18 protein-coding genes, 2 tRNA genes and 1 riboswitch are annotated in these 18,371 nt (G+C 72.2%); of the genes, 9 read left to right on the forward strand and 11 right to left on the reverse strand.

Going from position 1 to position 18,371, the window contains the following annotated elements; genetic code table 11:
• The first annotated feature begins 111 nt into the window (after positions 1–111).
• From ITJ59_RS06020 to ITJ59_RS06035, 4 genes are all read left to right on the forward strand, one after another.
• Positions 112–432, forward strand: a complete 321-nt coding sequence (locus ITJ59_RS06020) for a hypothetical protein (RefSeq protein ID WP_111086838.1) — start codon at positions 112–114, stop codon at positions 430–432.
• A 99-nt stretch (positions 433–531) separates the two neighbouring features.
• Positions 532–643: riboswitch (TPP riboswitch) on the forward strand.
• On the forward strand, positions 639–1,277 hold the full coding sequence (locus tag ITJ59_RS06025; protein ID WP_194650200.1) for an ECF transporter S component: 639 nt from the start codon (positions 639–641) through the stop codon (positions 1,275–1,277). Its footprint overlaps the riboswitch before it by 5 nt.
• Positions 1,274–3,964, forward strand: a complete 2,691-nt coding sequence (locus ITJ59_RS19775) for an ATP-binding cassette domain-containing protein (RefSeq protein WP_194650201.1) — start codon at positions 1,274–1,276, stop codon at positions 3,962–3,964. The genes ITJ59_RS06025 and ITJ59_RS19775 overlap by 4 nt, the downstream gene beginning before the upstream one ends.
• Entirely contained in the window at positions 3,957–4,490 is a 534-nt protein-coding gene (locus tag ITJ59_RS06035; RefSeq protein ID WP_323749419.1) for an ATP-binding protein, read from the forward strand. The genes ITJ59_RS19775 and ITJ59_RS06035 overlap by 8 nt, the downstream gene beginning before the upstream one ends.
• An 82-nt stretch (positions 4,491–4,572) precedes the next feature.
• On the opposite strand, the gene ITJ59_RS06040 is transcribed toward ITJ59_RS06035, so the two are convergent.
• Positions 4,573–5,961, reverse strand: coding sequence for an MFS transporter (locus tag ITJ59_RS06040; protein WP_228511092.1), 1,389 nt, complete (start codon positions 5,959–5,961; stop codon positions 4,573–4,575).
• Positions 5,962–6,063: 102 nt separating this feature from the next.
• Between ITJ59_RS06040 and ITJ59_RS06045 the strand changes: the two genes are divergently transcribed.
• Positions 6,064–7,485: an LLM class flavin-dependent oxidoreductase gene (locus ITJ59_RS06045; protein WP_194650202.1), complete on the forward strand. Its 1,422-nt coding sequence runs from the start codon at positions 6,064–6,066 to the stop codon at positions 7,483–7,485.
• Positions 7,482–8,747: an acyl-CoA dehydrogenase family protein gene (locus ITJ59_RS06050; protein ID WP_194650203.1), complete on the forward strand. Its 1,266-nt coding sequence runs from the start codon at positions 7,482–7,484 to the stop codon at positions 8,745–8,747. Before ITJ59_RS06045 ends, ITJ59_RS06050 begins: the two co-directional genes overlap by 4 nt.
• Positions 8,748–8,877: 130 nt before the next feature.
• Here the strand turns inward: ITJ59_RS06050 and ITJ59_RS06055 are convergent, their stop codons facing one another.
• The 5 genes from ITJ59_RS06055 to ITJ59_RS06075 all read right to left on the reverse strand — a co-directional run bounded on the left by ITJ59_RS06055 (position 8,878) and on the right by ITJ59_RS06075 (position 12,420).
• Entirely contained in the window at positions 8,878–9,222 is a 345-nt protein-coding gene (locus ITJ59_RS06055) for a metallopeptidase family protein (RefSeq protein ID WP_123341128.1), read from the reverse strand.
• A gap of 92 nt (positions 9,223–9,314) precedes the next feature.
• Positions 9,315–9,387: transfer RNA gene (locus ITJ59_RS06060), tRNA-His, on the reverse strand.
• A 66-nt stretch (positions 9,388–9,453) separates the two neighbouring features.
• Positions 9,454–10,080: an oligoribonuclease gene (gene orn, locus ITJ59_RS06065; protein WP_194650204.1), complete on the reverse strand. Its 627-nt coding sequence runs from the start codon at positions 10,078–10,080 to the stop codon at positions 9,454–9,456.
• Positions 10,081–10,738: 658 nt separating this feature from the next.
• The gene (locus tag ITJ59_RS06070; protein ID WP_194650205.1) at positions 10,739–11,980 is read right to left on the reverse strand and encodes an MFS transporter; all 1,242 of its coding nucleotides are present in this window, start codon (positions 11,978–11,980) and stop codon (positions 10,739–10,741) included.
• Positions 11,977–12,420, reverse strand: a complete 444-nt coding sequence (locus ITJ59_RS06075) for a MarR family winged helix-turn-helix transcriptional regulator (RefSeq protein ID WP_194650206.1) — start codon at positions 12,418–12,420, stop codon at positions 11,977–11,979. The genes ITJ59_RS06070 and ITJ59_RS06075 overlap by 4 nt, the downstream gene beginning before the upstream one ends.
• 71 nt (positions 12,421–12,491) lie before the next feature.
• On the opposite strand from ITJ59_RS06075, the gene ITJ59_RS06080 reads away from it, so the two are divergent.
• The gene (locus ITJ59_RS06080) at positions 12,492–12,782 is read left to right on the forward strand and encodes a hypothetical protein (protein ID WP_194650207.1); all 291 of its coding nucleotides are present in this window, start codon (positions 12,492–12,494) and stop codon (positions 12,780–12,782) included.
• Between the two features lie 29 nt (positions 12,783–12,811).
• The gene (locus tag ITJ59_RS06085) at positions 12,812–13,072 is read left to right on the forward strand and encodes a thioredoxin family protein (RefSeq protein WP_123313641.1); all 261 of its coding nucleotides are present in this window, start codon (positions 12,812–12,814) and stop codon (positions 13,070–13,072) included.
• Here the strand turns inward: ITJ59_RS06085 and ITJ59_RS06090 are convergent.
• From ITJ59_RS06090 to ITJ59_RS06100, 3 genes are read right to left on the reverse strand one after another with little or no spacing between them, the layout of a single operon-like run.
• Positions 13,016–14,584 (reverse strand): DUF6716 putative glycosyltransferase, encoded by a 1,569-nt coding sequence (locus ITJ59_RS06090; RefSeq protein ID WP_194650208.1) that lies wholly within the window; start codon positions 14,582–14,584, stop codon positions 13,016–13,018. The two genes, ITJ59_RS06085 and ITJ59_RS06090, sit on opposite strands and share 57 nt — an antisense overlap.
• Before the next feature lie 26 nt (positions 14,585–14,610).
• Positions 14,611–15,483, reverse strand: coding sequence for an N-acetylneuraminate synthase family protein (locus ITJ59_RS06095; RefSeq protein ID WP_194650209.1), 873 nt, complete (start codon positions 15,481–15,483; stop codon positions 14,611–14,613).
• Entirely contained in the window at positions 15,480–16,277 is a 798-nt protein-coding gene (locus ITJ59_RS06100) for a cytidylyltransferase domain-containing protein (RefSeq protein ID WP_194650210.1), read from the reverse strand. Before ITJ59_RS06100 ends, ITJ59_RS06095 begins: the two co-directional genes overlap by 4 nt.
• Positions 16,278–16,389: 112 nt before the next feature.
• On the opposite strand from ITJ59_RS06100, the gene ITJ59_RS06105 reads away from it, so the two are divergent.
• Positions 16,390–16,462, forward strand: a tRNA-Arg gene (locus ITJ59_RS06105).
• 89 nt (positions 16,463–16,551) lie between these two features.
• On the opposite strand, the gene ITJ59_RS19360 is transcribed toward ITJ59_RS06105, so the two are convergent.
• The gene (locus tag ITJ59_RS19360; RefSeq protein ID WP_194650211.1) at positions 16,552–17,865 is read right to left on the reverse strand and encodes a hypothetical protein; all 1,314 of its coding nucleotides are present in this window, start codon (positions 17,863–17,865) and stop codon (positions 16,552–16,554) included.
• 89 nt (positions 17,866–17,954) lie between these two features.
• Entirely contained in the window at positions 17,955–18,221 is a 267-nt protein-coding gene (locus ITJ59_RS06115) for a hypothetical protein (RefSeq protein WP_194650212.1), read from the reverse strand.
• Positions 18,222–18,371 lie beyond the last annotated feature (150 nt).

Consider the following 18,371-nt stretch of genomic DNA (forward strand, 5'->3'; position numbering starts at 1 on the left):
GTCGCGCCAACATATCGGTGACACCCGTCCGCGTCCGCAGACAAGCACCAGCTGTGTACCCGTGCGCGCGTGGCCCGGCCTGTGGAGGAACGGACGAGTAGCGTCGCGCGCATGGCCAACATCGTCACGCAGATCGCAGACAAGGTACGCCCGATCGGCGTCTCCACGAACTACGGAGACCCCGTCGAAGTCGGCGACCAGACCCTCATCCCGGTGTCCCTCGGCTGGTTCGGCTTCGGGGGCGGCGGGGACGACGAGAACGGCGGCGGCGGTGGCGGCGGCGCGTCGATCCCGGTCGGCGCGTACATCCGTCGCCCCGGCAAGGACCTGGAGTTCGAGCCGAACCTCATCTCGCTCGTCGCCGTGAGCATCCCGCTCGTCTGGGTGACCGGCACCGTGCTCCGCAAACTGGTGCGCGTGCTGAAGAAGTAGCGACACACCGGACGGGAGGCCCGTGGCGGACCCGCCACGGGCCTCCCGTCCGTCGTGTGGTCGCGACCAGACACGCGGTCGCGACCACGTCTAGACTGCTGGGACACACACGGGAGTCCGGGACCGCCGGGCTGAGAGGGAGCGAGTGGCGCTCCGACCGTCGAACCTGATCCGGATCATGCCGGCGCAGGGAGGAGTCCAGCACCATGTCTTCTGGCACGTCATCAACCGTCCCCACCGCCCCGCGGCGATCGCTGCGCTGGCGGGTCGTCGACATCGTCGTGGCGAGCGTGCTCGCCGTCGCGCTCGGCGTCGTCTTCCGGCTGTGGGAGTTCGGCTACGAACCCATCAGCGCCGTCATGGACCTCGTCCTCCCGGGCACGAAGGCCCTGTTCGGCGGAGTGTGGTTGCTCGCCGGACCGCTCGTCGCGATCGTCGTCCGCAAGCCCGGCGCCGCGCTCTACGGTGAGATGGTCGCCGCATCGGTCGAGGCGCTCTTCGGCACCCAGTGGGGCTGGTTGACGCTCGAGGCCGGGCTCGTCCAGGGCCTCGGTGCCGAGATCGTCCTCGCCCTGTTCCTGTACCGCGTGTACCGCCTGCCGGTCGTCGTCCTCGCAGGGGCTGCGGCCGGACTCGCGCTCGGCATCAACGACACCGTGCTCTGGTACCCCGGGCTCGACGCAGCGTTCAAGGTCGTCTACGTCGTCTGCGCGATCATCTCGGGTGCCGTGATCGCGGGTGCCGGCTCGTGGTTGGTCGTCCGCGCGCTCGCACGGACCGGTGTGCTGTCCTCGTTCGCGGCCGGACGCGAGCACAGCCGACGCCGGCCGCGCGAACTGGTGTGACGGCGTCCGCCCCGTCGTCGACGTCCCCGGACGTCGTCGGCGTGCGCCCCGCGCGCATCACGTTCCACGGCTGGGGGTGGCGGTACCCCGAGCGTGCCGAGTGGGCCGTGCGTGGCGTCGACCTGATCGTCGAACCGGGGGAGCGGGTCGCGATCGTCGGCCCGTCCGGTGCCGGCAAGTCGACACTGCTCCGAGCGGTCGCCGCCGTGCTGCCCGACGAACCCGACGCCACGGACGACACCGCTGCCTCCGCGCAGGGCTCGGTCCTCGTCGACGGTGCCGACCCCCGCGCGGTCCGCGGGCGTGTCGGCCTCGTCATGCAGGACCCCGAAGCGCACACGGTGATGTCCCGGATCGGCGACGACGTGGCCTTCGGCTGCGAGAACACCGGCGTCCCGCGCGACGAGATCTGGGAACGGGTGCGGTCGGCGCTCGACGTCGTCGGGCTCGATCTGCCCCTGGGACGCTCCACCGCGATGCTGTCCGGCGGACAACGGCAACGACTGGCGCTCGCCGGTGTGCTGGCCATGCGGCCGGGCGCCCTCGTGCTCGACGAACCCTGCGCGAACCTCGACCCTGCGGGCGTGGCGCAGGTGCACGACGCCGTCCGGGCACTGCTCGACGAGACCGGGGCGACCCTGCTCGTCGTGGAGCACCGCATCGGCACCTGGCTCGACCTGGTCGACCGGCTCGTGCTGCTCGAGCGCGGCGGCGGTGTCGTCGCGGACGGCGCGCCTGCCGAGGTGCTCGCTCGCCACGGCGCCGCCCTGACCGCGGCCGGGGTCTGGGTGCCCGGTGCCGAACCCGAGCGCGGTACGGCCCGCGGTCAGCGTGCCCCTGCGCGAGCGGGCGAAATGCCGGGGTCGGGCGCGGGAGGGACCGCGGCATTCCGCCCGCTCGGCGAGGGGACGTCCGACGAGGGGGCGCTCGCGGACGGCCGGGCGGGACGAACGGGCGAAATGCCCGGGACGTCTTCGGGAGGGACCGCGGCATTTCGCCCGCTCGGCGAGGGGGCGGGCGGCGAGGGGGCGGGCGTGAGCGACGGTGAGGGTGCGGGTGCGGGTGCGGGTGCGGGCGCGGGGGCGAGAGCGGCGGTGTTGCTCGAGGCGCGGGACCTCGGGACCGCCCGAGGCAAGCGACAGCGAGTGGGCAGCGGGATCGACCTGACACTCCGGGCCGGGCAGGTCCTGGCGGTCACCGGGCCCAACGGCGTCGGCAAGTCCACGCTCGGGCTCACACTCGCGGGGCTCCTGCCTCCGGTCGCGGGGGAGCTCGCGGCCACGACGGACCTCGCCGCCGGCCTCGACCCCGCGCCGCACACCTGGTCGAGCCGTGCACTGTCCGCCCGCATCGGCACCGTCTTCCAAGACCCCGAGCACCAGTTCGTGGCCCGCTCCGTCCGCGAGGAGGTCGAGGCCGGACCCCGCGCGCTCGGAGCTCCCGACGCCGCGGATCGGGCCGATGTGCTGCTCCCCGAGTTCGGCCTCGCGCACCTGGCCGACGCGAACCCGTTCACGCTGTCCGGCGGCGAGCAACGTCGGCTCGCGATCGCGGCAGTGGTCGCGGCGCGCCCCCCGGTCGTCGTGCTCGACGAACCGACCTCCGGGCAGGACCGCTCCACGTGGGACGCCGTCGTCCGGCACCTCGGAGCACTCGCGGACGCCGGCACCACCGTCGTCGCCGTCACGCACGACCGCGACCTGATCCGGGCGTTGGACGCCGACGAGGTCGTGCTCACGGCGGCCGGTGCCCGGCGCGTGGAACGCGACCAGGGGCATGCGACGGTGGCCACTCCGGAGACGGTGCCGACGGCGGCGAGCCGAGCCGCGCCTCCAGGCCGACCGACCGTGACCGACGCGACGGACGCAACCATGACCGACGCGCCCCCGAGCGACGCGACAGCGACCGCAACCGCAACCGACGCGACCCCGACCGGCCCCCGCCGCGGCATCGGCGTCGTCCAGCCGGTGGCCTCGCTCGTCGGCGTCCTCGCGCTCGGCGTGTGCCTGGTGCTGAGCCTCGACGTCGTGTCCGCTGCCGTCGCCCTCGGACTCGAACTCGCCCTGCTGCCGCTCCTGCGGCTGCCGGTGCGGACCCTGCTGCTGCGAGTGTCGCCGGTCCTCATCGCCGTGCCGCTGACGGCGGTGAGCATCGCGCTGTACGGACGACCCTCGGGACGGGAGTGGTTCGACTTCGGCTTCGCCCACGTCACCGACGGGTCGCTGACGCTCGCCCTGGCGACGGCGCTCCGCGTGCTCGCGGTGGGGTTGCCGGCGGTCGCGCTCTTCATCCGCGTCGACCCGACGGACCTGGCCGACGGCCTCGCGCAGGTGCTGCGGTTGCCGGCGCGGTTCGTGCTCGGTGCGCTCGCCGCCATCCGGATGATGACGCTGCTGGTGGACGACTGGCGGCAGCTCGCGATGGCCAGACGTGCGCGGGGACTGGCCGACACCGGACGGCTGCGACGCGGGGCCTCGATGGCGTTCGCGCTCCTGGTGCTCGCGCTGCGGCGTGCGACGACGCTGGCGGTGGCGATGGAGTCGCGCGGGTTCGGGGCTCCCGGCCGGCGCACGTGGGCGCGGGCCGCGCGGTTCGCAGGGCCCGAGGGGGCGATGGTCGCGGGGCTCGTCGGCATCGGCGTGATGTCGATCGCAGTCGCTGTGGGAGCGGGGACCTGGCGTGCCTGACGCGTCGGAGCTGGCACAGGGCGTCGCTGTTGCTGCCTCCGGGGCCGCCGCGGCATCCGGCGGGCGGATCGTGGTGCTCGTCGACGGACGCTCCGGCACCGGCAAGACGACCCTCGGCGACCAGCTCGCGCAGCTGCTGGGAGCGCAGGTCGTGCACCTCGACGACCTCTACCCGGGGTGGGACGGACTCCGCGCGGCCTCCGACGCGGTTGCGCGCGACGTCCTCGGCGCACCGAGCGGCTACCGCCGGTGGGACTGGAAAGCCGACCGTGCGGCGGAGTGGACCGTGGTGGACCCCGACCGGCCGATCGTGATCGAGGGCTGCGGGGCGGTGTCACGGGCGTCGGTGCCGCTGGCCTCGCTCGCGGTGTGGCTCGAGGCCGACGACACCGTGCGGTGGGACCGGGCGATCGGCCGCGACGGCGAGGTGTTCGCGCGCGAGTGGGATCGGTGGGCCGCGCAGGAGCGGGCGTTCATCGCCGCCGAGGACCCGGCTGCCCTGGCCGACGTGGTGCTGCGGACGTAACGGGCCGGCCGCACGAGTCCCGGACTGCGCGAGTCTCGGGCTGCGCGACAGTTCACGGGCCCGGGAGCGCGAGAAGTGTCGCTCACCGCGAAACTCGACCCCGCCCACGCGCCCCACCCCGCGCCCGCGCCGCCCGCGCGGCACCCCGCCCCCGCGCGACCGGATCCACCGCGAACACCGCCGCCACGATGCTCAGCGCCGCGTACACCCCGAGGTACCCGCACAGGATCCACGGCGAGCCCCCACCGAGCTCCACGAACACCGCGGCCAGCAGCGGCGTGAGCCCCACCGAGAAGATCGACCCGATCTGGTACCCGAGCGACATCCCCGAGTACCGCCGACCGGTCGGGAACTGTTCCGCGAACCACGCCGCCTGCGGCCCGTAGATGCTGTCGTGGAAGACGCACATCCCGACCAGCGCCACGAGCGGCAGCAGCACGAGTGGCCCGGCGTCGAGGAACGCGAAGAACGGCCAGATGAGCACGGCGATCCCCACGGCCGACCAGATCGTGAGCACCCGTCGCCCCACCCGGTCGGACAGCCACCCCCAGAACGGCGTCGACACGAGCGACACCGCGGAGATGACGAGCACGGCCTGGAGCCCGGCCGCCGACCCCGCTTCGCCGCGCTTCGCGAGCAGGTACGTCAGCGAGTACGTCGTCAGGATCGAGTACAGCGCCGGCTGCACGAGGCGCAGCCCGGCCGTCACCAGGATCGCGCGCGGGTGGTGCCGGATCGCCTGCCAGACCGGGAACCGCTCGACCCCGCCGGACGCCCGCAGCTGCTGGAACACCGGTGCGTCCTGCACGCCGAGCCGGATCACCAGACCCACGGCCACGATCACCGCGGAGAACAGGAACGGCAGGCGCCAACCCCATGCCAGGAAGGCCTCGTTGCCGAGCAGGGTCCGCACGAGCGTGAAGACGCCGGTCGCGAGCAGCATGCCGCCCGCCGAGCCCATCTGCGTGAAGGCGCCGAACAGGCCCCGGTGCCGTTCGGGCGCGTGTTCGACGGACAGCAGCGCCGACCCGCCCCACTCCGCGCCGGCCGCGACACCCTGCAGCAGCCGCAGGAACACCAGCGCGACGACGGCTCCGACCCCGATGGTCGACGCCGACGGCACCACACCGATGAGCGTCGACGCGATGCCCATCAGCACCAGGGACGCGACGAGCAGCTTCTTCCGCCCGATCCGGTCGCCCAGGTGCCCGGCGATCACCCCGCCGAGCGGGCGTGCGACGAAGCCGACGCCGTAGGTCGCGAACGACGCGATGACGCCGACCGCCGGCGTCACCGTCGGGAAGAAGGTGGGTGCGAAGACCAGTGCAGAGGCGGTCGCGTACAGGTAGAAGTCGTAGTACTCCACGGTCGTGCCGACGAACGACGCCAGGGCGACGCGACGGCGGGTCGCGCCCGTCGTCGGTGCGGCGGGGCGGACGGGAGGCGCGGCAGCAGCGGTCGGGGTCGGCATGCCTCAGGAGCATGGTCGGCTCCGACGTCCGGTGGAACCACCCGCGTAACGCGGGGTCACCTCACTGCCCCTCGTGCCGGCCCCGCGGGGAACATGGGGTGCATGAGCGATGCACCGAACCGTCCGCTGCGCTTCGCGGCCTTCGTCATGAACACGACGTCGCACATCCAGCACGGCCTGTGGCGGCACCCGGACGCCCGCCAGGCCGACTTCGACGACGTCACGCTCTGGACCGACCTGGCGCGGACCCTCGAGCGCGGCAAGTTCGACGCGATGTTCTTCGCCGACGTCGTCGGCACCTACGGACCGGGGCGCGGCGACTACTCGACCAACCTGCGCGAGGGACTGCAGATCCCCTCGAACGACCCGTCGGTGCTGCTCTCCGCGCTCGCCGTGTCGACCGAGCACCTCGGCCTGGCGTTCACGTCGAGCGTCATCCAGTCGCACCCGTTCGACTTCGCCCGCAAGGTCTCCACCCTCGACCACATCACCCGGGGCCGGATCGGCTGGAACGTCGTCACGAGTGCGCTCGACAGCGCCGCCCGCAACTTCGGCGCCGACCGGCTCGAGGAGCACGACGAACGCTACGTCTGGGCCGAGGAGTACCTCGAGGTCTGCGCGAAGCTCTGGGAGGGCTCGTGGGAGGACGGTGCCGTCCTGAAGGACCCGGTGCGCGGCTACGCCGACCCCGACAAGGTGCACCGCATCGACCACCACGGGAAGCGCTACGACGTGCAGGGGCCGCACCTGTCGGCACCGTCGCCGCAGCGGACGCCGGTGCTGTTCCAGGCCGGCTCCTCGCCCGCCGGCCGTGCCTTCGCCGCACGGAACGCCGAGGCCCAGTTCATCCTGACCTCGAACCGCGACGCCACCGAGCAGCTCATCCGCGAGACCCGCGACCTCGCTCAGGCAGCCGGGCGTCGGCGGGACGACATCGCCTTCTTCCTCGGGCTGACCTTCGTCACCGGGTCCACCGAGGCCGAGGCGAAGGCCAAGGAGGCGGAGATCGACGAGTACCTGGCGGCCGACGGCTTCCTGGTGCACTCGAACCTCGGCTTCGACCCGGACACCGGCGAGGCCCTCGACCCGGACACCCCGCTGTCCGAGGTCCGCACCCACGCCGGGCAGTCGCACCTGCAGTGGCTCCGCGAGGCCGCCGGCGACCGCGAACCCACGATCGCCGACCTCGCCCGTTTGTCCGCCAAGCTCCGTGCGCGGGTCGTCGGCACGCCCGACCAGATCGCCGACGAACTCGCCGACTGGCAGCGCGTCGGCGTCGACGGGGTGAACGTCATCAACTGGACCCTGCCCGGCTCGTACGAGGAGTTCGTCGACCACATCGCGCCCACCCTGCAGGAGCGGGGGCTGATGCAGTCCGAGTACCGCGAGGGCACCCTGCGCGAGAAGCTCTTCGGCCACCCGCAGCTGCCGGACACGCACCCCGCCAGGCAGTGGCGCGGCGCGTTCACCGGTGGCGCGAGCGGTGTCGTGGACGCGACCCGTGCCGTGGAGGTGACCGCATGACGGACGCGACGACGACCGACGGGCGCACGCCGAGCCTCCCGGCCGACCGCCTGGCCACGCTGCGGGCGCGCTTCGCACCGGTCTTCGCGACCATCCGACAGGGCGCGGTCGAGCGCGAACTCGCTTCCGGCACCCCCGGCGACCGGCCGTTGCCGCACGCCGAGGTCCGGGCGCTCGCCGACGCGGGGTTCGGACGGCTGCGCGTTCCCGAGGACCGCGGCGGCTTCGGCGTGACCCTGGTCGAACTCATCCACCTGGTGGCGGACCTGGCGGCCGCGGACTCGAACATCGCACACCTGTGGCGCGGGCACTTCGGGTACACCGAGCTCGTGCTGCTCCGGCCGTCGTCGGCCGGGCAGGACGAGTGGCTGCAACGCATCGTCGACGGGGCGATCGTGGGGAACGCGACCTCGGAGCGGACCGGCACGACACTCGCCGACATCTCGACGACCGTGACGCCCGATGGCGATTCCCTCCGTCTCGACGGGCGGAAGTTCTACTCGACGGGCACCCTCTACGCCGACTGGATCTACCTGGCGGCGGACCGCGCAGGGGAACGTGTGACGTTCGCCGTCGATGCCTCCGCGCCTGGCGTGAGGAGCATCGACGACTGGGACGGGTTCGGGCAGCGGCTGACCGCGTCGGGCACCACCGTGTTCGACGGGGTGCGGGTCGACCCTTCGGTGGTGTCGGCGTACCGGGACGCACCGCTGTCGCACATCCAGGCCTTCTACCAGCTGTACCTGCTGGCCGTCCTGGCCGGGATCGGGCAAGCGGTGTCCGACGACGCCGTCGCGTTCGTGCGGCCGCGGACCCGGACGTACATCCACGCGAACGCTCCTCGGCCGGGCGATGACCCGCAGGTCCTGGCGGTCCTCGGTCGGTTGTCCGCCGGGGCGTTCACCGCTCGATCGCTCGTCGTCGCTGCCGCGGGGCTGCTCGACGGGGTGGTCGCGACGAACGAGCCCGGGGTCGGGGTCGACCACGCACTGCTGGACGCTGCCGAGAACGCCGTGTACCAGGCGCAGGTCGAGATCGGGCCGCGGGTGCTCCGGTCGGCGTCCGAGCTGTTCGAGGTCGGCGGAGCCTCGGCGGCCGACCGCACCCGGGCGCTGGACCGGCACTGGCGGAACGCCCGCGTCGTGGCGTCGCACAACCCGGCGGTCTACAAGGAGCGGCTCGTGGGGGAGTACGCGCTGCACGGGCGGGGGCCGGTCGACGCGTGGGAGAACTACCACGAGGTGGGGCCGACGCGGTTCTGAGGGGCGGGCTGGTGCGAGTTTTCGCGGTGAGCGACAGTTCTCGCGCTCGTGGGCCCGAGGAATGTCGCTGAGCCCGAAACTCGGGTGCCGCCCGCCGGGTGCGGGGTGCGGGTGCGGCGAGTGCGGCGGCCTACGCCCAGCCGAGCTCGTGGAGCCGCTCGTCGTCGATGCCGTAGAAGTGCCCGATCTCGTGCACGAGGGTCGTGTGCACCTCGTCCTTGAGCTCCTCGACGGTGTCGCACTCGGCCAGGTGCTGCTTCCGGAACACCACGATGCGGTCGGGCAGTTCGCCGAAGCCGTACTGCCCGCGCTCGGTCGCCGCGATGCCGTCGTACACGCCGAAGAGCTCTTCGCCGTTCTCCGGTTCGTCCTCGACGACGAACACCACGTTGTCCAGCCCGTCGACCATCTCGTCGGGGAGCAGGTCGAGCTCGTCGGTCACGAGCTGCTCGAAGTCGTCGGCGGACATCTCCATCACGGAGACGATCGTCGCAGACCAACCTGGCGGAACGACGAAGGCCCCGGTCCGAGGGACCGGGGCCTTCCGCTGACTCGCATCAGCACCGGGGTGAATAACGGGTCTCGAACCCGCGACCTCCTAGACCACAACCAGGCGCTCTACCAACTGAGCTATATCCACCATGCACACACCGGCGGACCGGCGCGACCACTCAATAGTAGTACATGCCAGCGGCCCGTCGGACCACTACTGGGTCAGGCGGGGTTCCCACTTCTCGACGACCTCGGCCTGGACGGCGCGCACATCGTCCGTGGTCGGCCCCGGCTCGGCGACGAACCCAGCGCGACGGTAGTACTCGAGCTCGCGGATCGACTCGAGGATGTCCGCGAGGGCACGGTGTCCGCCGTGCTTCTCGGGCGAGTTGAAGTACACGCGGGGGAACCAGCGCCGGCAGAGTTCCTTGATGCTCGACACGTCGACGCTGCGGTAGTGCAGGTGTCCGTCCACTCGGGGCATGTACTTCGACAGGAACGCGCGGTCGGTGCCGATGGTGTTGCCGGCCAGGGGCGCGGTGCCCTCGGCCGGGACGTGCTCGAGGATGTACTCGAGCACCTGGTACTCGGCGTCGGCGAGGGAGACGCCGTTCGGGATCTCGTCGATGAGTCCCGAGGTGACGTGCATGTTCGTCACGAACTCGTTCATGTTGTCGAGCGCGGACTGGTCCGGCTTGATCACGATGTCGAATCCGGGGTGCACGGGCTCGAGGTCGAAGTCGGTGATGACGACGGCCACCTCGACGAGTTCGTCGACCTCGAGGTCGAGGCCGGTCATCTCGCAGTCGATCCAGACGAGGCGGTCATTCGCGGTTGCCATGTGCACGATCCTATTCCCGGCCCGCGTGCTGCCCCGCACGCCATGGCGGCAACCGCCTGCCGGTCCGCCGCCGGTCCGCCGGGCGATCGCCGTGCCTCCAGACGAGCGCGCCCAGCCCACCCAGCGCGAGCGGGCGGAATGCCGCGGTCGCGTCGCCTGGCGACCCGGGTATTTCGCCCGCTCGGCCGGACGCCGGGCCGGGCTCGCGCTCTTGATCGCCCGCGGGAACGCGAGCGGGCGAAATGCCGCGGTCGCGTCGCGCGGCGACCCGGGTATCTCGCCCGCTCGGTCGGACGCCGGGCCGGGCTCGCGCTCCTGCTCGCCCGCGGGAACGCGAGCGGGCGGAATGCCGCGGTCGCGTCGCCTGGCGACCCGGGTATTTCGCCCGCTCGGCGAGCGGCGAGCGGCGAGCGTACGAGCGCACGAGCGAGCAGGCGAGCAGGCGGGCAACTTGCGGGGCGCGGCGCGCGGGGCGGTGGCGGCGACCGCCTGGAGGCCCGGTGCCGGTCCGTCGGACGGTCACCGGGCCTCCAGGCGGTCACCACCAGTGCGCACGACGCGAGCGGGCGAAATGCCCGGGCCACGCCGCGTGACAGCCGGGCATTTCGCCCGCTCGCGGAGGGGTGCGCGGGGTGAGGGTGCGCGGGGCTCCGGGGGGCTAGGACATCTCGCCGGCGCCGATTGCCTCGGCCTCGACGCGCTCCGGCTCGGCTCCGTCGTCCACGCGGCGCAGCACCTTCGTCGTGCAGAGGACGACGACGAACGCGACGGCGACCGACAACCCGGCGAAGACGTACGCGGCGGAGGGCGCGTACGCGTCGGCGAGCAGGGTGGCGACGGGCGGAGCGATCGCGCCGCCGATGAAGCGGACGGCGGAGTACGCGCTCGAGGCGACCGAGCGGGGCAGGTCCGTGGCCTCCATGACGCACTCGGTGAGCACGGTGTTGAGCACACCGAGCACGAGACCGCCGACGATGACGCAGATGATGAGGCCGACCTGCGAGTCCACGACCACGGCAGCGGCGAACAGGTCGAGGGCCAACAGGGGCAGTGCGATCTTCAGCACGCTCGTCCGGCGCATCCGAGCGGTGAGCATCGGAGCGACCCAGACCGACGTGATCGCGAGACCGAGCCCCCAGCCGAAGAACGTGAACCCGATGCCGAGTGCGCCGAAGCCGAGCGGGAAGGGCGTGTAGGCGAGCAGGACGAAGAAGCCGATGTTGTAGAACAGCGCGGTCGCGGCGAGGGCTGCGAGGGCGGGACGGCCGAGGGCTCGGAACGGTGCCGAGAGCCTGGTGGGTGTGGGCTTCTCTAGGCTGCCGGTCTTCAGCAGCGTGACGATGGCGATGAACGCGACGGCCATCAGTGTGGTGACGCCGAAGAACGGACCGCGCCAGCTGACCGAGCCGAGCAAGCCGCCGACGAGCGGGCCGACGGCGATGCCGAGGCCGAGCGCTGCCTCGTACAGGATGATCGCCGAGGCGGTTCCGCCCGACGCCGCTCCGACGATGGTCGCCAGGGCGGTGGAGATGAAGAGCGCGTTGCCGAGACCCCAACCGGCACGGAAGTCGATGATGCTCCACACGCTGTTCGACGTGGCGGCGAGGACCGAGAACACGACGATGAGCGCCAGGCCGATGAGCAGGGTGCGCTTCGCCCCGATGCGGCTCGAGACCCAGCTCGTGAAGAACATCGCGACGCCCGTGACGGCCAGGTAGCTCGTGAAGAGCAGTTCGGTCTGCGCCGCGGTCGCCTTGAGGGAGCCTGCGATCGCGGGGAGGATCGGGTCGACGAGACCGATGCCCATGAAGGCGACGACGCACGCGAACGCGATCGCCCAGACCGCTGAGGACTGCTTGAGGATGGAGCCGGACTGGCCGGCAGGTGCGTGGGCGTTCACGCGGGGGTCTCCGTTCTGGTGGGTGCTGTGCGCTGGGCGATGAGGAGCGACGCGTGGTGCAGCACGTCCCAGTCGTCGTCGGTGAGGTCGGCGAACAACGGGCCGACCGTGCTGGTGAGGGTGGCGCGCCACGCAGTGAGGCGAGCGCGACCCGCATCGGTGATCTCGATGAGCTGCCCGCGGGAGTCGTCGGGATCGACGTTCCGGGTGACGAGGCCGTCGGCGAGCATGCCGGTGACGAGCCGGGTCATGGTGGGCTGCGCCACGCGCGAGGCTGCCGCGAGTTCGCCGAGCCGGAGCGGTTCGTCGGACTCGAGGATGCCGAGCGTGCGCCAGACGGCCGTCGACGTGGTGTTGCCCGTCGACTGCACGGCGCCGCGGATCAGGCGGTTGACGGAGACGAGGAGCGTCTCGATCGTCTGCTCGCGCGTTGTTTCCATAGTTGAACTATATAGCGATGCTATGCATTGCACAACAGGCCCCACCAGGGGCCGCCTGGTAGAAGGGACGCATGAGCGACATCACCATCCACGAAGGCGACGAGTACACCGCGATCTTCCACGGCGGCCCCTTCGACGGCACGACCGACACCCGCACCGCGACGAGCGACGCGCTGGACGACGAGGTCACGGTGTTCGCCGACGTCGAGGGCCTGCAGACGGCCTTCACCTACCGCGCCACCGGACACCGACACGTCGTCGACCAGATCTCCGTCGACTTCGAGTACGCCCCGGGGGAGTCCGACCCCGTCGACGACCTGGCCGACCGCGGCGACCGCAGCGGCGAGTTCGACCGGGAGTAGAACCCCGCGTCGCCGCGTTGCACGGTCACATGCAGCTCGACCTCTGGACGTCCGCCTTCTGTGCGCCGTGTGCCGCCGCCCGCCGGGTGTCGGCCGAGGCGTCGGCGCTCGTCCCCGGGCTGGCCGTGACCGAACGCGACGTGGCGTCGTACCCCGACGACGCAGAAGACCTCGGCATCCGGTCCACCCCCACGATCATCGTGCGGCGGGAGGACGGAGCCGAGGTCTTCCGTTCACCCGGCGTCCCGACCCGAGACCAACTGCTGCTCGCGATCGCCAAGGCCCTCTGAGACGGGGGCCTCCGCGGTGCCGACGCCCGCGCGCTGGGCGCCCGCCTCGCGTTGCGACGTCGGCGCCGCCACCACGACCGGCTCCGGCGGGTCGACCAGCGCCCTGGCCTTCCGCGCCAGCCGCTTGCCCGTCCGGATCGGTGCCCCGATGGCGAGCGCGAGCCAGCCCAGCGCCGAACGGTCAGCACCGCCGAGCGCGTTCTTGCGCTCCCAGGCGCGGCGCAGCACCCCGCCCCGGCTCCGACGAGCAGGTGCCCGGTCGACGAGCTTCCCGGCGTCTCGCTGTGCCATGAGCTCGGTGAGTCGGCGGTGCCAGTCGTCGTCCGAGGCCGGGTGGAAGTAGTTGTCCTGCATCCAGCTCGGACGGACCGTGCCGAACCGGCCGTCCACCAGGTCGACCGAGTCGCCCTCGAGGCCGCTCGACACGAACACCTCGTTGATCAGGTGCCGACCGGTGCCGAAGTCCGTCAGTGTCAGTGCGGGCACGCCACGGGCCGCAGCCTCGAGGACCGCCGTCGAACTGATCGTCACGAGTGCCACGGCGCGGTCGAGGTGCTCGGCCATCGGCCCGCTCTCGACCACCAGGTTCGCGGGGGCGTCCGACGGCACCAGCTCGGGGTAGGGGTGCTCCTCGCGGTGGGTCTGGTGTTCGCCGGCGGCCGCGCGGGTCTTGATGACCACGCGCCACTCCGGGTGCCGCTGCGCGGTCGCGACGAGCCACCGCACGACGAGGGCGCGATCGGCCCGATCGAGCGGCACGCTCGGCTGGGCGGCGAAGACGACGGAGTCACGGACGTGTCCGCCGTGCGCGGTCGCGCCGGCCGCCGCGCCTGCGCTGGCCTCGGCGCTGGCCTCGGCGCTCGCCTCGGCGCTCGCGCTCGCGGTCCGGGCGAAGGGCAGCGTCGCGAGGGCGAAGTGCGGCACGACACCGCCCTCGATCGCCATCTCCTCGTACGCGCGCACCTCGCGGTGGCTGTGCAGCACGAACAGGTCGGCCCGCGCGCGGAAGAAGATGCCCTTCCACTTCGCCGGGAACGAGATGCCCGGCAGCCCCGACACCAGCACCGGGCGGTCCGGGATCCGGCGGTGCACCTCGTCGATGACCAGCTCGGCGACCGGACCGATCAACGAGACGAGGACGGCGTCGGGCGGGTCCTGGCGGAGCTCCTCGACGATGGCATCGACGTCCTTCGGCACCGGCGGGGCGGTCCGCAGGTGCGCGAGTCGTGCGTCGAGGCCCCGGAACGCCGAGCGCAGCTGCTTCGCGCTGGCCGAGCGCGGGGTCGCGACCGTCCGCAGGTCGAGGTCCCAACCGGCGGGCGCCGCGGCGAGCAGGTGGGCGCCCCACTTGGCGAACGAGTCGGTGTCGACCAGGGCGACCACGCGTCGGACGCGTGCTGACGGGTCGGACGGGAGGCGCGCCTCCCGTCCGACGGTCGACGCACCGCCGTCAGCCGGCGCGTCCAGGGCGGGGGTCCCGTCGACCGGGCCGCTCACGCGGTCTCCGGTCACGCGCCCTCCGCTCACGTGGGCTCCGCTCACGCGCCGACGCGGCGCAGCTTGGCCAGCGGTGCCCGCTCGCCGGGGAAGATGCGCTTGACGCCGTCGCCGAGGGCGGTCTCGATGATGCGGATGTCGCGCGCCAGGGTCTTCAGGCCGTGCGGCTCGAGCGAGGCCGCGTGGTCCGAGCCCCACATCGTGCGGTCGAGCGTGATGTGGCGTTCGACGGCGGTCGCACCGAGCGCCACGGCGGCGATCGAGATCTGCAGCCCCGGCTCGTGGCCGGAGTAGCCGACCGGCACTCCCGAGTAGCGGTGCGCGAGGGTGTCGATCATCCGCAGGTTCGCCTCTTCGGCGGGGAGCGGGTACGTCGACGTCGCGTGCATCAGGACGAGGCGCTCGGTGCCGAGGGTCTCGACGGCGCGGTCGATCTGCTCGAGCGTCGACATGCCCGTCGACAGGATCACGGGCTTGCCGGTCGCGGCGACCGCGGCGAGCATGCCGAGGTCCGTCACCGACGCCGAGGCGATCTTGTAGGCGACGACGTTGAGGTCCTCGAGGAAGTCCACAGAGGGCTCGTCCCACGGTGAGGCGAACCAGTCCAGCCCGCGCAGCGTCGCGTGGTCGCCGATCTCGATGTACTGGTCACGGTCGAACTCGACCCGGTAGCGGTACTCCAGGTAGGTCATCTCGCCCCACGGGGTGCTGCGCGGGGTGTTCTTCATGTGCTCCGGCGTGGCGATGGCCGGGGTGCGCTTCTGGAACTTCACGGCCTGCAGTCCGGCGTCGGCGGCGACGTCGATGAGCTGCTTGGCGATGTCGACGTCACCGTTGTGGTTGAGGCCGATCTCGCCGATGAGGTAGGCGGGGTGGCCCGCGCCGATCGTGGACGTGCCGATGGTGACGGTCATGGTGCTCCGTTCAGTGCGGGGGCTGCCCGCGTCGGGGTTGGGTCGAGGTTCGTGGCCAGTGCTTCCGCCTGGGCGGCGGTCAGTTCTTCCGCCTGGGCGGCGGCCAGTGCTTCCGCCTGGCTCAGGTCGGACTCGTCGTCGATGTCGATCGCACCCGCGGGGTCGACGACGCGCAGTTCGATGCGTCCGTGGAACCGGTGCCGGTGCTGCCGGAAGCCATCGGTCCGCATGACGTAAAACGCGCCGGTCTCGCGGTACTCGGCGGCGCGGTCCTGGCGGCGCGGACGGGTGGCCGCATCGTGGTTCACGGCGACCGCTGCCCCGTCGGACGCGGATCCGTCGGACGCGACCCGCCACAGGAACGCGTGGGACGGCGTGGCGGCGAACACGACGTCGGCGTGCCCGTCGCGGACGCGGGCGATGGCCGCGTCGAGGTCGTCGGGGTCGATGAACGGTGAGGTGGCCTGCAGGAACACCAGGACCTCGGGCGGCGCGGTGCCGGCGGCTTCGCGTTCGTCGAGGACGTGGAGCAGCGCGGACTCCGATGACGCCTGGTCGCCGGCGAGGTCGGCCGGCCGTCGGACCACGTCGGCGCCGGATGCGCGGGCCTCGTCGGCGATGGCGTCACCGTCGGTCGTGACGACCACGGCGTCGATCGACGCCGCGAGCCGAGCCGACTCCACGGCCCGCCGGACGAGCGACCGACCGCCGACGGTCCGGAGGTTCTTGCCCGGGATCCCCTTCGAGCCGGCGCGTGCGGGCACGACGGCGAGGACGGTGGCAGAGGAGTGCATCTCCCGGACGGTACGAAGCGCGGGTGTCCCGCAGGCGAACTCCCGGCAGACACGGGCCGAACCGTTCCGGAACCGCTCCACGGTCGGGTCGCGGTTAGAATCGGGGTCGCTCGCCTCCGTAGCTCAGTGGATAGAGCAGGTGGTTTCTACCCACCGTGCCGCGGGTTCGATTCCTGCCGGGGGCACGACGCGAACGGGCCGCCATCCGATCGGATGGCGGCCCGTTGCTCGTTCGAGCGGGGTCGTGCTGCTGCGTGCCGGGTGTCCTCGCCCGCTACTCGTCGTCGTCGGCGGCGCGGCGACGGAGCTCGGCGGCGCTGATCGGCTGCGTGTAGAGCGCCTCGGACGTCTCACTGGCATCGGTCGGTTCGGCCGGAGCCTGGGTGATGCGGGTCGGGATCGACGTCGTGTTCGTCGTACCGGGGGTCTCGACCTTCGCCGGGACGTCGTTGGACGGCGCCCGGTTCACGTGCGCGTCGGCCGAGGTCGGCTTCGCGACGGCTGTCGGCGCGGGGCGGTCGGTGCCGCGGCCCGGGGTGACCCGGTCGGTGTCACCGAACGCCTTGGTGACGGTGTCGTCGGACGCAGTGCGGTCGTCCACGACCTCGGTGTCGTCCGTGCCGCGGGTCGGACTCGGGGACGGAGCCGGGCTCGGGGCTTCGGTCTGGGTCTGGTTCTGGTTCTGGTTCTGGTTCGAGCGTGCGGGGGCGGTGGGCGTGCCGAGGGCCGGCCGGACCGGCGGTGCGGCGTCGTCACCGTAGACGCGCGTGGTGTTCTCGCCGTAGGAGCGGGTGGCGTTGGCGTCCGATGTGCCGCGGTTCACCGAGAACCCGGGTCCAGCGGTGGGAGCGACTGCCGGAGCCGCGGCAGCGGGGGCGCCACCGGCGGTGGCCGACCCGCCGTTGGCCGCAGCGGAGGGGGAGGAAGCGGGCGTGCCTCCCGGACGCTGCGCCGGACGCAACGAGGTCGTCGTCGGCGTGGGCGCTGCGGCGGGTGCCGCTGCTGCTGGGGCGGGCGTCTGCGCGCGCTGTGCGGTGTTCTGGTCGGCGTTCCAGTCCTGCTGGCGCTTGATCAGGTCGGCATCCGGGTCCGGCGACTCGAACTTCCACCGCTCGAGGTCGGCCTTGAACAGCTTGCGGGCGCGGCCCGGTCGTGCCTGCCACTCGAGCAGCCGGTCACGGAACTCTGCGAGCGACTGGTCGGCCTGGAAGCTGAAGGTCGACGAGTTCTTCTTGATGTCGGCGATCTCGTGCTGCGCCCAGCTCGCGGCGAGGGGCGAACCCTGGACCGGCAGCAGCCGGAGCCGGATGTCGGCGTCCTCGGCCAGGTGGTCCGCGTAGCGACGTTCGTCGTGCCCGAGCGTTCCCCAGGCAGCTGCCTTGCGCGCCGCGGAGATGATCGCTGCGACCGCGGCGTTCTTCGACTCGCGCTCCTGCAGCGCCACGACCCGCTTGGTCGCGCCGCGTCCGATGAGCGCCGCGATGACGCCCGCCACGACGATGGCGACGAAGGGGATCAGGGCGCCCGAGATCACGCGCCATCCCGAGTCCGATGCAGTCCAGTCGGTCAGGTCGTTCCACCAGTCCATGCGCGCACCCTACCCACGAAACGGTCAGGCTCCGGGGAGGGGGCGCGGTGTTCCGCACATCCGACCCGAGATGATTCCAATCTGGAACATCATGACCAGCGGAGGCAGTCGACGGCGTCGTCGGCTGACCACACGTTCGGCAGCTCGACGAACCGACGCTCGGTGGCGACGTAGCGGCGCGCGCGGTACGCGGTGCCCCCGGCGACGTCGATGCGGTCCACGTAGCCGACCACTTCGCCGTTCGCCCGGGTGACGCGGCTCAGGTCGTCGCGGACGTCGAGGATGCGGTAGTCGCCCCGGGAACGCGCGAGCGGCACGGTGCGGATCCGCAGGACGGGTTCTGTCGTGGTGTGCATCGTGGGCCTCCTGGTCGCTGTGGGTTCGACGGTACGGGCGACCACCGACACGCCGAGGCCTCGGACGTCGACCGGGGACGGCTGCCGGGCCGCGCGGATTGTGGAGGAGTTGTCCCCTCTCCGAGAGCGTCCGGAGGCCCCGGAGGTAGG

Origin of the sequence: Curtobacterium sp. VKM Ac-1393 (assembly GCF_015350995.1) — a bacterium.
Lineage (GTDB): Bacteria > Actinomycetota > Actinomycetes > Actinomycetales > Microbacteriaceae > Curtobacterium.